Annotated in this window: 12 protein-coding genes; 5 read left to right on the forward strand and 7 right to left on the reverse strand. The window is 37.3% G+C overall.

Going from position 1 to position 13861, the window contains the following annotated elements:
* Nucleotides 1-59 precede the first annotated feature (59 nt).
* The 3 genes from M1D60_RS17950 to M1D60_RS17960 all read left to right on the forward strand — a co-directional run bounded on the left by M1D60_RS17950 (nucleotide 60) and on the right by M1D60_RS17960 (nucleotide 2673).
* Complete coding sequence (locus M1D60_RS17950; protein WP_456276200.1) at nucleotides 60-368, forward strand: ArsR/SmtB family transcription factor; 309 nt, start codon at nucleotides 60-62, stop codon at nucleotides 366-368.
* Nucleotides 369-382: 14 nt separating this feature from the next.
* On the forward strand, nucleotides 383-1318 hold the full coding sequence (locus M1D60_RS17955; RefSeq protein ID WP_456276201.1) for a cation diffusion facilitator family transporter: 936 nt from the start codon (nucleotides 383-385) through the stop codon (nucleotides 1316-1318).
* Nucleotides 1319-1710: 392 nt separating this feature from the next.
* Nucleotides 1711-2673 carry an arsenic resistance protein gene (locus M1D60_RS17960; protein WP_456276202.1) on the forward strand — a complete coding sequence of 321 codons (963 nt, stop codon included), beginning with the start codon at nucleotides 1711-1713 and terminating at the stop codon, nucleotides 2671-2673.
* A gap of 19 nt (nucleotides 2674-2692) precedes the next feature.
* On the opposite strand, the gene M1D60_RS17965 is transcribed toward M1D60_RS17960, so the two are convergent.
* Entirely contained in the window at nucleotides 2693-2899 is a 207-nt protein-coding gene (locus M1D60_RS17965; protein ID WP_456276203.1) for a hypothetical protein, read from the reverse strand.
* Nucleotides 2900-3046: 147 nt separating this feature from the next.
* Nucleotides 3047-4459, reverse strand: a complete 1413-nt coding sequence (locus tag M1D60_RS17970) for an MATE family efflux transporter (RefSeq protein WP_456276204.1) — start codon at nucleotides 4457-4459, stop codon at nucleotides 3047-3049.
* A 309-nt stretch (nucleotides 4460-4768) separates the two neighbouring features.
* Here M1D60_RS17970 and M1D60_RS17975 point away from each other — a divergent pair, with 309 nt between their 5' ends.
* A complete protein-coding gene (locus M1D60_RS17975; protein ID WP_456276205.1) occupies nucleotides 4769-5749 on the forward strand; it encodes a Gfo/Idh/MocA family protein in 981 nt (326 codons plus the stop codon).
* A gap of 416 nt (nucleotides 5750-6165) precedes the next feature.
* Here M1D60_RS17975 and M1D60_RS17980 read toward each other — a convergent pair whose 3' ends face one another.
* Both M1D60_RS17980 and M1D60_RS17985 read right to left on the reverse strand, forming a co-directional pair.
* Nucleotides 6166-6921 carry a carbon-nitrogen hydrolase family protein gene (locus tag M1D60_RS17980; RefSeq protein WP_456276206.1) on the reverse strand — a complete coding sequence of 252 codons (756 nt, stop codon included), beginning with the start codon at nucleotides 6919-6921 and terminating at the stop codon, nucleotides 6166-6168.
* Between the two features lie 969 nt (nucleotides 6922-7890).
* Nucleotides 7891-9420 (reverse strand): DHA2 family efflux MFS transporter permease subunit, encoded by a 1530-nt coding sequence (locus M1D60_RS17985; RefSeq protein ID WP_456276207.1) that lies wholly within the window; start codon nucleotides 9418-9420, stop codon nucleotides 7891-7893.
* A 171-nt stretch (nucleotides 9421-9591) separates the two neighbouring features.
* On the opposite strand from M1D60_RS17985, the gene M1D60_RS17990 reads away from it, so the two are divergent.
* On the forward strand, nucleotides 9592-10482 hold the full coding sequence (locus tag M1D60_RS17990) for a TetR/AcrR family transcriptional regulator (protein WP_456276208.1): 891 nt from the start codon (nucleotides 9592-9594) through the stop codon (nucleotides 10480-10482).
* 50 nt (nucleotides 10483-10532) lie between these two features.
* On the opposite strand, the gene M1D60_RS17995 is transcribed toward M1D60_RS17990, so the two are convergent.
* The 3 genes from M1D60_RS17995 to M1D60_RS18005 form a co-directional block, all read right to left on the reverse strand.
* Nucleotides 10533-11516 (reverse strand): aldo/keto reductase, encoded by a 984-nt coding sequence (locus M1D60_RS17995; protein ID WP_456276209.1) that lies wholly within the window; start codon nucleotides 11514-11516, stop codon nucleotides 10533-10535.
* A 29-nt stretch (nucleotides 11517-11545) separates the two neighbouring features.
* The gene (locus tag M1D60_RS18000; protein WP_456276210.1) at nucleotides 11546-12904 is read right to left on the reverse strand and encodes a GH1 family beta-glucosidase; all 1359 of its coding nucleotides are present in this window, start codon (nucleotides 12902-12904) and stop codon (nucleotides 11546-11548) included.
* A 109-nt stretch (nucleotides 12905-13013) separates the two neighbouring features.
* Nucleotides 13014-13715 (reverse strand): SDR family NAD(P)-dependent oxidoreductase, encoded by a 702-nt coding sequence (locus M1D60_RS18005; RefSeq protein ID WP_456276211.1) that lies wholly within the window; start codon nucleotides 13713-13715, stop codon nucleotides 13014-13016.
* Nucleotides 13716-13861: the final 146 nt, after the last annotated feature.

The raw sequence follows: 13861 nt of genomic DNA on the forward strand, positions 1-13861 counted from the left end.
TATAATATCTATATGAGCATATGTTCATATAGATAGACCAAAGAAAGTGAGGAATTTAGATGGAACAAAAAGATCATTCCTTTTTATCTCAACCCACAGTTGACGAGGCATCTCGAATATTTAAAGCATTAGGTGATCCAACTCGTATTAAAATTTTATACCTCCTATCTCAGGAGGAATGTTCAGTTAATCATATTTGTGAAGTATTAGAAATGTCCCAGTCGGCTGTTTCGCACCAATTAAGTACATTAAGGAATCTCAGGCTTGTCAAATACAATCGTGTCGGAAATACCTTCTTTTATACATATGACGATGACCATGTAATCTCGATTTTGCAGCAAGTCATTCATCATATACAACATGACTAGGAGGCGAACTTAAAATGGGACACCATCATCATCATCATCATGGACATCACCATGATCACCACCACCATTTTGAAGAAACGAGAGAAGGAAATAAAAAGGGATTAACGATTGCTTTACTCATAACGGTTAGTATTATGCTTCTTGAATTCTTTGGAGGGTTATTCACCAACAGCCTGGCCTTATTATCTGATTCAGGCCATATGTTAAGTGATGCCAGCTCCCTATTATTAAGTTTAGTAGCAATGTGGTTTGCAGCTAAACCACCTTCTCCAAACAAAACATTTGGCTTTTATCGATTTGAAATTTTAGCTGCACTGCTTAATGGGGTTACTCTTTTTCTCATTGCCGGCTTTATTGTTTGGGAGGCCTATCAGAGGGTCCTCGATCCACCTGTTGTCGCTAGTGGCTCGATGATGTTAATTGCTTCTATTGGATTATTTGCAAACCTAATAAGTGCATGGGCCTTAATGAGAAAAGGCGATGTAAAAAACAACGTGAATCTACGAAGTGCTTATCTCCACATACTTGGTGATGCGTTAGGTTCTATTGGTGCCATCCTAGCCGGGTTGGTAATGCTATTGTTCGGATGGTTTATTGCAGATTCCATAATTTCCGTTATTGTTTCTTTGCTCATTCTAAAAAGTGCATGGGGTGTGATTAAACATTCGATTCACATTCTAATGGAGGGGACACCTAGTCGTATTAACCACAGTGAAATCAAAATAGCCTTAGAAAGTATTGAGGGAGTAATCGATGTACATGACCTGCATATCTGGACGATCACTTCTGGCCTAGATTCACTAAGCTGTCATATTGTTATCGAAGATTCAAACGATCATCAAGCAATTCTTCAGCAAGCCATTAATAAAATGAAACATTCCTTTAACCTAGAACACACTACCTTCCAAATCGAAACAGAACAAATTACACATGCTGAAATGAAGGTATAATAGGTCAACCCCTTACCTTACTTAACTTAATGGGCGTGAAATTAAAATAGTGCCTCTCTGATAAAAGTCTGTCCTTAATTAAGTAACAAGCGAAAGTAAATAAGCGGAGTTTTTCCGTCTAAGTTCAAAATGGAGACGTTTTCGGGTTAAATAAGGGGAGGATTTCCGGTTACACCAAGTAAACTCCCTCATTTTTATGTTTTTTGAGTCAATAGGCGGAATATCTCCGCCTATTTCAGCAAATTTCAAACCTATTTGCTAATTAAGGGAAGTTTTTCCGTCTATTGAATATGAGAGGCTGTTTTTTGAAGGATTATTTCTCTTAGAGTTAGGCCAAAACAGCCGTTATGATAAAATGAAAGAAGTCTAAATTTGCAAGGTGTGAATACACATTGAACATTATTGAGAAATTATATACGTTTATTATTTTCTTAGCCGTTATCATCGGAATAAGTTTAGGGCAAGTAAGTCTAATCAGTACTCATGCAGAAAGCTTAATTGTGCCTTTATTAATGGCTATGCTATTTATTACGTTTTTACAAATTCCTATTGAAGAAATAAAAAAGGCTTTTAAAAACATCAGGTTTACCTACTCGTCTGTCATCATTAACTTTGTTTGGACGCCGATCTTAGCTTGGTTGCTCGCATTGATATTTTTACATGATCAACCAGCATTAACAATTGGGTTTATCATGCTGATGGTCACACCATGCACGGATTGGTACTTAATCTTTACGGGAATCGCAAAAGGAAACCTTGCATTATCTACTGCCATCCTACCTCTCAATTTAATGTTACAGGTGTTGCTGTTACCTATTTATCTGCTTATATTTGGAGAAACAACAGGATTGATTGAGCTTTCATTTCTGCTAAATAGTATCTTAACGGTTCTATTCATTCCGTTAGTCTTAGCTTTCTTGACAAAAATGTGCTTGAGGAGTAAGCAAGCTTTAAAAGATCAACTTATATCCAAACTCGGCGTCTTACCGATTATTTTCCTAAGTCTCGCAATTGTAGCAATGTTTGCTTCACAAGGACAATTATTGATGACTCACATAGATTTGCTCTGGAAAATAACGATTCCTATCCTGTTTTTCTTTATCATCAATTTCTTCGTTGGTCAAAGAATTGGAAAACTAATGAGGTTCTCTAACTCAGAGCGAGTCAGTTTAAGCTTAACTACTTTAGCTAGAAATTCTCCAGTAGCATTGGCCATTGCAATGACGGCCTTCCCAGAACAACCTTTAATTGCCTTAACTTTAGTAATAGGACCTTTATTGGAGCTACCCATTCTAGTAATCATCTCTCAGCTTTTATTGATCATGTCTAAAGGTAAAAAAAGGACCCAACCATGATGATTTATGGTTAGGTCCTTTATAGATCAATATTGATTTTTGCTACTTCTTTTATGAAAGTAAAATGGCTTAGAAGTTCCTTTTCATTGATTGAGATCCGATTCGTTAGATCTGTCGTTCGTAAGACAAACTCCTTAATACCGATAAATTCTGATTCACTAATCAAGTAGAACTGTGTTCCTCTTTTATAGCCATTAAACTGCTTTTTAAGTTTATATAATTTCATATAGTAACCTCAGTTGTTAAATTTAGTGGACGATGCAACCCTTAGAATTACTATATCAGATAATAGGATTAGATTGTTAAATTGAAGGAAAACAAGAGGCCAAATCGACGTTCCGATTTGACCTCTTATCTTTTTTATTAATTGACTCTATACATCAACACCAACTAGATCTGGTTTTTTATCTTCAAATTGGTCCTGATCATCATCTTGAGAAACCATCACCTTTTTCTCCCATGCTCGACTCTTCCACCTAAAGTACATGATGATTCCTCTGAGCCATTCGTCCACCATAAAGGAAATCCATACACCTGCAAGGCCAAGTCCTAATTTAATACCAAGAAAGTAAGATAACGGGACACCTATTCCCCACATTGAAATAAAAGCCATCAACACTGGAAACTTGGCGTCTCCTGTTGCACGGAGAGAATTGATGACGACTAAATTAAAGGTTCTACCTGGTTCAAGGATTAAACTTAGGAGCAATAGAAATCCACCAACCTGGATGATTTCTTTATTATCGGTAAAGATCGACATAAGTGATTCTCTGAAGGTTGCCACTAAGATGGCAATTAGAATGGTAATGAGAATACTAGACTTTAAACTTTTTAATAGCTGTTTATAAGCGCCATCAAAATCGCGTGCACCCACCTTATGCCCAATTAAAATTTGCGTTCCCTGTCCCATCGCTAAGCCAAATAGCAAGATAAAAGACATAATATTAAAGGCATAGACACGAGTGGTTAGAGCCTCCGCACCAAGTAAGGCAATAATTGCCGTAATGGCAATTTGACTAGTATTATAGATTGCTTGTTCTCCTGCCGCTGGTACTCCAATATTTAAGATCTTCTTAATTTGTTTCATATCAAAATTCAAATAATCTTTAAATGTTATCGAAATAGGCAATAGTCTATACATCAAACGGAAAATCAATAGTAACGCAACGGCTCTACTTACTGCTGTTGCAATCGCAATCCCTTGAACGCCTAGTTCAGGTAAGCCAAAAAATCCATAAATCAAGAGAGCATTACCCACGACATTAATCACATTCATGGTAATCGATACAAACATCGCATCCTTAGTGAAGCCATTCGCTCGAAGAATGGAAGCAATCGTAATCAGTAATGCTTGGGTAAAAATGGTACCCCCAACAATTAATAGGTACTGACTAGCATAGTTCTGAATCTCTGCAGTTAAGTCAAATAGACTTAAAAATTCATTCCTAAAGGTAACGACTGCTATACTAATAAAAATACCAAAGATAAGATTAAGAGTTACCGAAATTGCTGAAGCATTTTTTGCCTCTAGAACTTTCTTCGCACCGAGGTATTGAGAAACTAATACTGCCGTACCCGTTGCAACAAAACCGAATAATAGTATGGTAAAGAAAATCAGCTGATTCGCTACACCTACAGCTGCTACAGCATCATCAGAAATATGGGAAAGCATAAATGTATCCGTACTTCCCATTAGCATGTGAAGAAATAACTCAATAAAAATCGGCCATGTTAAAGCAAATAATGTTAGTGGTTTAACCATATCTTTATTCTGTTTTATACCCATGTTGTTCACCCTTTTCCATTAGAAATCCGAGGGATATTACGTCCCTCGGAGTTTTATCTTTGTTGGACATGCTATTTAAGAAACCGGTTTCCGTTCAAAATAAGTAGACATGCACTCTATAAGTTCATTGATTGAATGTAAGTAAATATATTAGCACCCACCTTTCATATTATAAATTTTTATGCCCGTTAATGCTATATTTTTATTTCGAAACCTGAAAAAAATAATTCCAATAAAACAGAAGGTTAGTCCCAGAGTTTATATTATAATGAACAGTAATACTACATAGAAAAGTTGGAGGATTTCGTCATGACAAAAATTAGAGTAGGAATCATTGGTTGTGGATCGATTACGACTAGCTATCATGCCCCACTTTACGATCAAAACCCAAATGTCGAGCTTGTTGCATTTTATGACCGTAACCCTGAACGCGCGGAAAAATTAGCCGCTACATACGGTGGAAAAGCAGTTTCCTCCTACCAGGAGATTACTGAATCGGATGAAATTGATGCAATTAGTGACTGCTCCTCAAATGAAACTCATCACATTATTTCGACCTCAGCCCTAAAACACGGGAAACATGTATTATGTGAAAAGCCTTTAGCTATTGGTGTGGAGGAAGCCAAATCTATACTTGATACCCAGAGAGAATCTGGTAAAATCCTGATGGTGAATCATAACCAACGCTTTCTAGCGCCACATCAAAAGGCAAAGGAAATTCTAGAGAATGGTGACCTCGGAAAAGTGCTGACCTTTCAAACGACATTCAGTCATCATGGCCCAGAATTCTGGGCAGCAACTAAAGGAAATGGCACTTGGTTTTTTGATAAAAATCGTTCAGGACTTGGAGTAGGTGGAGACTTAGGAGTCCATAAAATCGATCTCATTCGTTTTCTTCTTGATGATGACATTGTAGATTTTCAAAGCTTTGAAGCGACATTAGAAAAAAAGAAGACAGATGGGACTCCCATTGACATTGCCGATAACATGGTATGTATCATAAGAACAGTAAAAGGGGCAATAGGGACAGGGTCATTTAGCTGGACATACAAAAATGGGGTAAACAATAAGACAGTTCTCTTTTGTCAATCGGGAACGATGGAAATTGACCCTGACATAGAAAACTGCCTGATTATTAAAAAAGGGAAAGAAACGGTCACCTTTAACCAACAAGAATTAGAAAGCTACGCCACCAATAGTATTGATGCATTTATTGCTTCAATTGCTCAACAAACCCTTCCTCCAGTTACCGGTTTGGACGGATTGAAAACACTCGAAGTGCTTGGCTAATAAATAGATTACGACATAATCAAATTAAACGTAAAAAAAACGAAGAGTGTAAATCACGTCTTCGTTTTTTATGGTTTATGTATAAAAGGGTAAATTGCAAACTACTTTCTTATTATTTAAGGCTGTTTTCTCATACTTTGTTGCTATTTTAACCAAAAGATAAATTAATATTGAGTCCGTTGATTTCCGCTACAGGCACTCGCTTTCCACGGGGAGGGACGTGAGCCTCCTCGCCTTCGCCTGCGGGGTCTCACGCTTCCCTCTATCTCCGAAGAAAAAGCTCTTTCCTTTTTCCTTGTAGGAGTCGAGTTCCTTCCGCTCCAATCAACTCAATGTTCTAACAAAAGCAATTCACATAGCAACAATCATTACGAAAACAGCCTTATTTAAAAACAGATAGAATACTAACGACTAGGTTAAAATAGTGTTGGATTAAATCTTTTAGCTAGCTGTAACGAAGCTTCTTCTGGATTTACATCGTATATGAGAAGCTCTTCCTCATTTGAAGTCGCACATAACAACCTTTCACCGGTAGGAGAAATTAACGAGGTGGTACTTTGTTGATTTGGCAAAGCATAATTGACACTAGCAAAAAAGATATTATTCTCCAAACTCCGGCATACCATAGCTTGGTTATAAAATTCCGGATTGTTAACTTCGCCAGTAAACTGCGGGTGAAATACAATAATTGCTTCTTTTCTTGCAGCCCATCTCACCGTTTCAGGATATCTCCAGCCTTCATGACAAATAACAATTCCAAATTTGACACCTTCGGCCTCGAATAGTAGTCTTCCTTTTCCAGGTACATAGCCATATTGATCTTCTTCAGGATCCATTTGGTTTTTTGTCTGATAACCTACAATGTCACCATCTTTATTTATAACAAACGCTACTATATGCATTTTCCCCTGTTCTTTCCACTCCATAGGTAGAATGACATGTAGATCTAGCTGATTGGCTAGTTTACATACTTTATCCAATGCTTGTTTTTGTACAGTGTGGTTGTAAACTTCAATTTCATACCCAACGCCTCTTAGACCTGGAATAATTGATTCTGGGAAACAAATTAACTCACATTGTTTCTTACTGGCTTCTACCATCATGCTCTCTACATTTTGTAATCCCTCTGATGCTTTCGCAGAAAATCTTGTTTGTGCTAGCCCAATTCTCATCTCGATTTCTCCCGTCAGTACCAACTTGTTAGTGATATTCTAAATTATTCCACTTAAAAAGGACTAATCCTGCCTGAGATTATTTTTTAACCTTGGTGTTTGATTTTCGTTACAGGACTCTCGCTTTCCGCGGGGCGTGCGGTGAGCCTCCTCGGCTTTGCCTGCGGGGTCTCTCCTGTCACGCTGCTCCCGCAGGAGTCTCGGTCCTTTCACTTCAATCAACTCTGCTAAAAATAAATATTGTACTTTAACAGAGCGTAAAATAACTACAGTTTGGTATGTTATTTCACTTGTTTTTTACGTTTTCACCACAGTATCGAAACCGCCTTAATTAACATTAGAAATAGAAAACAAAAACGCTTGGAGTTTTTTCCAAGCGACTATTTGCTCTTATTTCTTTTTCTAGAAAGGGGACGTTCGTTAAATAACTAATTCACTCCTCTTAAATTGTGTACTAAGATGAGCACTCCAACTATAATCCAAAATAATACACCTATTGTCCATAATGATAAAAAGCCAAATTTAGGTATTATCAATAGGAATGTGATAATAGCAAATAAGAGGAATATGATGTCAAAAACCCGTTTTCTTCTATGCATTTTTAAACAGTTCCCCTCCTTCTTTAACTCTACTTCCTAGTTAGATTAAGAAAAACCTTCACAAACTATATAGTTAATTTAACATAAGTTTACAAGTAACTGATGGATCTTTTAAATCAATATGGCAAATGACATACCAATTAGCATAGTAATTAGCAAGTTGACAACAGCTATTGTTTTTATGTTATTTAAGGTGCGATTTAGTAAACAAATTCAAGTGTTTATACCCAATAAACATTGATATACAAGGAAAAAGAAGCAGACCAAATCATATGCGATTTGGTCTGCTAATTAGTATGCTCTATTCGTATGTTTCTCTGCAGAAACGGAACCGTTTATTTTAATAAGTGGGGATCATTACAGAATAAAATTAGTTTTCCGCTAATTTAGGCTGAACCGTTGGAGTTAGACGAACTTCCTCTAACGTATCTTCAGCTTCAGTGGCTCTCTTAATAAAGAAAGCAAGAATTAGAGCAACTGCAGAAATAAACACTGTCACAAAGAATGCATCATTAATTCCTTCTAGCATTGCCTTCATTAGAATCTGCTGCTGCATCTCTGCAAGAGCTGCTTCTGTTGGCTGTCCAACAATACCTTTCATGGCCTCAGCCGTCATGTCAGTTGCATACGTAGCCGTACGATTCGACATGATGGTGACTAATAAAGCTGTTCCAATGGCCCCAGAGACCTGTTGTAGTGTATTATTCATCGCTGTTCCATGAGGATAATAGCGTTTAGGTAATTGATTTAATCCGTTCGTTGAAACAGGCATCATGACTAATGACATCCCAAACATCCGGACTGAATATAAAACAATTAAATACGTGTATGTTGTCTCCATCGATAATTGACTAAAATAATAGCTCGTAACCGTAGTAATGGTTAAGCCAATAATGGCAAGGACACGTCCGCCGTACTTATCAAACAATCTTCCTGTTATAGGAGACATGAGTGCCATTAAAATTGCTCCTGGAAGCATCATTAATCCTGCATCCAGTGGTGAAATACCTCTAATTGTTTGCACATACATAGGCGTTAATAGCATCGCTGAAAACATTGCCATTGTCACAACCATTGAAATTGTAATTGATAAAGCATACATCGGGTATTTAAAGATTTTAAAATTAAGCATTGGTTTATCTTGTTTAATTTGACGAACAATAAAGGTTACTAAAGAAATAACCCCAATTGTAATCGTTCCGTACACCTGTGGATCTGACCAGCCTTCTTTACCAGCTGTACTGAACCCATATAACATACCACCAAACCCTATACTTGATAAAAGAACCGATACAAAATCTAGGCGAAGGTCTACTTTGTCCTTCTTGTCTTTTAAGAAAATAAATCCAGCAATAAAAACGAAAACGGCAATAGGTGTCACAAAGTGAAACAGCATTCTCCAATCATAATGTTCAATTAACCACCCTGACAGAGTAGGCCCTATTGCAGGTGCTCCCATTAAAATGAGGCCAAATACCCCCATTGCTGTTCCTCTCTTTTCGATAGGAAAACTCACTAGCATGACATTCATTAAAAGAGGCATCATAATGGCAGAACCAGACGCTTGAATCATTCTACCAGCCAGTAGAATCGGAAAAATTTCAGCCATCCCTGCTAAAATCGTACCTAATGTAAATAACCCCATAGCCGTGAGGAATAAACGGCGAGTCGAGAATTTCTGAATTAAGAAAGCCGTAGTTGGGATTAGTATACCGTTCACTAGCATATAACCCGTTGTTAACCATTGTACAACGGGGGGATCTACTTTTAAATCAGCCATAATAGACGGTAAAGCAATATTTAGTAAGGTGTTATTTAAAAATGCAATAAACGCGCCAATCATTAATATAGCTATCATACCGTATGGTGGGCGTACAGTTTCTTTTATGGAATTTCCCATGTCATTCCCTCTCTTTATACCGTTAGTATATTTTTTTATACTGTTATTATAACGAATCTTATCTTATACTAAAGAAGGATTAATTTCAATCAGAAAAATTAGGAAGAGTATGTACAAAAATAAAATATACGATACGATTTGAATATAGAGAGTTAGGGAGAAGGTGAAGAATTGAATAATCGGAAGCAACATGTCATGAAAATGGCTCATCAGTTATTCGTAGAAAAAGGGTTTCAGAATACATCCATTCAAGACATTTTAGATTACAGCGGAATATCAAAGGGAACATTTTATAATTACTTTTCCTCCAAGAATGAGCTACTCATCGCCCTACTCAAAGCGATTTATCAAGAGATGGAAGTGGAGCGTAACGAATTGCTGATTGGGCAGAGCCCGTCTAATCAAGAAATCTTTATTCAACAGGTTGAGCTAATCATCAGAACGAACCGGACGAATCATTTAATTTCACTATTCGAAGAAATATTTGTTTCGAAAGACGAGGAGCTGAGCCTGTTCCTAAAGGAAGGACAACTTAAAAACTTAGAGTGGCTGCATAGCAGACTTGGAGATATCTTTGGAAAGGACAAGAAGGAATTCCTTCTCGACAGCGCCATTATGTTCATGGGTATTCTACAGTCCAACTTGAAATTTTTCACAAAAGCTTATGGTATAGAGTCTAATCCACAATCAGTGGTGCACTATAGTTTTGAAAGAATTTCTACGATTATTAAACAATACCAAAATACGGATCAAGCTTTATTTCCACCAAACTTATTAAATAAATGGTTGCCAAACAAGGTTCAAGAAACGGAGTTACCAACACAAAAGTTAAGAGCTGTTTTATTAGATTTAAAAAAGGAACTTATTCTTTCTGGTAAAGAATCAAAGTATACGGAGTTAATCGATTTCCTACATGAGGAACTCCTCCATTCCCAAAACCCTAGAATGGTCTTAATTGAAAGCAGTCTATTAACATTAACCACGAAGCTTTCCAAGGAGTATAATCATTTTCTTAGTGAGCTAGAAAGTCTGATTCAACAATATTCTTTAGTAACTAAATAAAATAAAAAGGAGGGCAAGCTGCATATGCAACTTGCCCTCGTCTTATATTTCTAATAGACACCACGGATAGAATCGTGAACTTCTTTCTTGTAGAAGTCCCTTATTTTTTCAAGCTCACTTGTTGAAAAAGAAGGAACATCAAGTGCACCAAGATTATCCTCTACCTGCTTCACATTTCTAAATCCAGGAATGACACAGCTAACCTCTGGCTGATCGATAATCCAACGAAGTGCGGCTCTCGTCATATTCCCTCTATCATTGGCAATCCATGAAAGATCTTGACTAAGCTTCACACCACGTTCAAATTCAAGCCCGGCAAAGGTCTCCCCTACATTGAATGCTTCTCCATTTCGATTAAATTTACGATGGTCATCCTCTTCAAAGGTTGATTGAGTTGTAAATTTCCCCGTTAATAAGCCACTAGCAAGTGGAAGTCGCACAAGAATACCTACATCCTTCTTTGCAGCTAATGGAAGAAGCTCCTCTAACGGCTTTTGTCTAAACAGATTGAAAATGACCTGAATGGCACTAGCATTCGTTTCATTGACAACATACAATCCCTCTTCAACTGTTTCAACACTTACACCGTAGTACCTAATCTTTCCTTCTTTTTTCAAATCCTCAAGGACCTCAAAAACCTCACCTTGTTTGATGATATCAAAAGGAGGACAATGTACTTGATATAAATCAATAGATTCACGATTTAAACGTTTTAAGCTAGCCTCACAATATTCTCTTACCTTTTCTTTTGAATACGTGTAAGGATCATGAATATCCCCAGCTCGACAGAACTTCGTAGCTATATGAATCTTATCTTCTTTACCCTTTGTCGCTGTAGCAAGGAGCTCTTCACTATGTCCATCCCCATAGACGTCAGCGGTATCAAAGAAGTTTACCCCCGCATCCATAGCAACCTGTAATCCTTTTAATGATTCCTCATCATTTACTTTCCCCCAAGCGCCACCAATGGCCCAGGTTCCAAAGCTTAACTCACTAACGGATAAATCCGTATTACCTAACTTTCTATATTTCATACCATTTGCCTCCTTTGAAATTTCATCTACTATTTAATTGTCTCAGGAATCGCATTTGCTTCAATTACTTTTTTGTACCATAATGCACTGTTTTTAGGTGTTCGCTTTAGTGTGTCATAATCCACACGGACCATTCCGAATCGCTTGGAATATCCGTAACGCCATTCAAAATTGTCCATTAGCGACCATAAATAATACCCTTTAAGGTTAACCCCTGCATCGATTGCTTCTTTACAAGCCTTTAAATGCATTTCAATATAGGATCTACGGTCTTCATCATTCACCGAACCGTCCTCTTCGACTTGATCATCATAAGCCGCACCATTTTCTGTGATATAGACAGGGATATCACCGTAATCCTCTTTAATACGCTTAAGAGTATCTACTAACCCCTGAGGTTCAATCTCCCAGTCCATATAGGTTACAGGTCTACCAGTCTTAACTGATTCCACACCAAGGAAGCCTAATTCACCCTCGTTACCTGGCTTATTTGTCGAGATAGAATAATAGTTCACACCTAAAAAGTCCATTGGACTAGACGTGACTTCAAGATCACCATTTTTAATATAATCAAATGTTTCAAACTTCGAATACATGTCTACCAGATCCTGTGGGTAGGAACCTTTTAAGACAGGATCTAAGAACCAACGATTTGAAAATCCATCCTTTATACGTGCAGCCTTTTTACATTCCTCATTATCCTCTAGTGGATAAGTTGGCTCTATGTTTAAAGTAATACCAATTTCTCCACCCTTTGGGCCTAGTTCACGAAAAGCTTGAACTGCTTTACCGTGGGACAAGAGAAGATGATGTGAAGCTTTTAAATGTGAGCGGAAGTCTAAATAACCAGGAGCTGCATTTCCTAATGAATAACCTTTATAAGATACGACCCACGGCTCGTTATGAGTTCCCCATTTTTTTACGGTATCACCTAGTTCTTGATATAAGTATGTCGCATAATCCGTAAAATAATCGGTCATGTCACGGTTCATCCAGCCACCTTTATCCTGAAGTAGCTGAGGCAAATCCCAATGATACATGGTAAGTAATGGTTCAATATCATGCTCTAGTAAACTGTTGATTAAACGCTTGTAAAAATCCAATCCTTTTGGATTCGGAGTACCGGTCCCCTCTGGGAAAATTCTCGACCAAGCAACGGAAAATCGGTAGGATTGAACACCTAGCGATTTGATTAGCTTTATATCATCCTCATATAAATGATAATGGTCACAAGCAATGTCACCATTCTCTTTATTTTGTACTTTGCCAGGAATCCGACAAAACCGATCCCAAATAGACTCCCCACGTCCATCCTCTTTTACAGCCCCTTCAATTTGATAAGAAGACGTAGCCGTCCCCCATATAAAATCCTTTGGAAATTGTATCATTTGCAAATCTCCCTTCGTATATGTATTGATTAAGCGTACCTAGTTGAATGGGTCCGTTGATTTCCGCTCCACTCTTTATTTTAAGATTCAGCGCTTACTATTTCTGACACTACTCCAATGATTTACGAATCTCTTGAGCACTTAACCATTGTCCTGTTGGTCCATCTTGATCGAATAAGGCTAATTGAAGTGCGCCTGGTTTAACGGTTTCAACCTCATCCCAAGCATCTGGGCCACCTAAGTCTGTTTTTAACCAGCCTGGATCTAAACTATTGACTAAAACCCCTGTGTCTTTTAGTTCAAAAGCTAAGTCTTGAGTAAATTTGTCTAACGCAGCCTTAGAAACTGCATATGGGCTAAGGTTCGGCTGATCTTTAATTCCAGATGTCATATTTATGATTCTTCCATAGCCTTGATCTCTCATTCCTGGTGCAAAGGCTTGGCATAACTGAATGACACTATATAAATTGATTTGTAATAAGCGATTGAAATCCTGTGAAGTAAAGTCCCAAATTTGTTTATTTTCGCTTTGAATGGCTGCATTATTATATAAAATATCAATTTTGCTGTACTTTGCTTTCACTTGATCAACTAACCGCTTAATTTCTTCTTCTGAAGAAAGTTCTCCTTCTACAACATCAACTTTTACACCATAGGGCTTTAATAGTTCTACTGTCTTGGCTGTGTTTTCTTTCTTTCGACCATGAATAATTAAGCTACAGCCCTCTTCAGCAAGCCCTAGTGCGATTTGCTGTCCAATTCCTCTACTTGAACCTGTGACTAATGCTACTTTTCCTGTTAATTTTCCCATTCTATTCACCTCTAAGTAAGTATTCACAACCAATATGTAATTTATAGCAAGGAAACCGGTTTACAATCTTTATAAATAGATACGATTTTATATAAAAAGGATAAAATTTGATTTATATTCAAATTTTATCCTTCTTAGAACAATTA

The organism is Bacillus sp. AK128, from assembly GCF_053903075.1.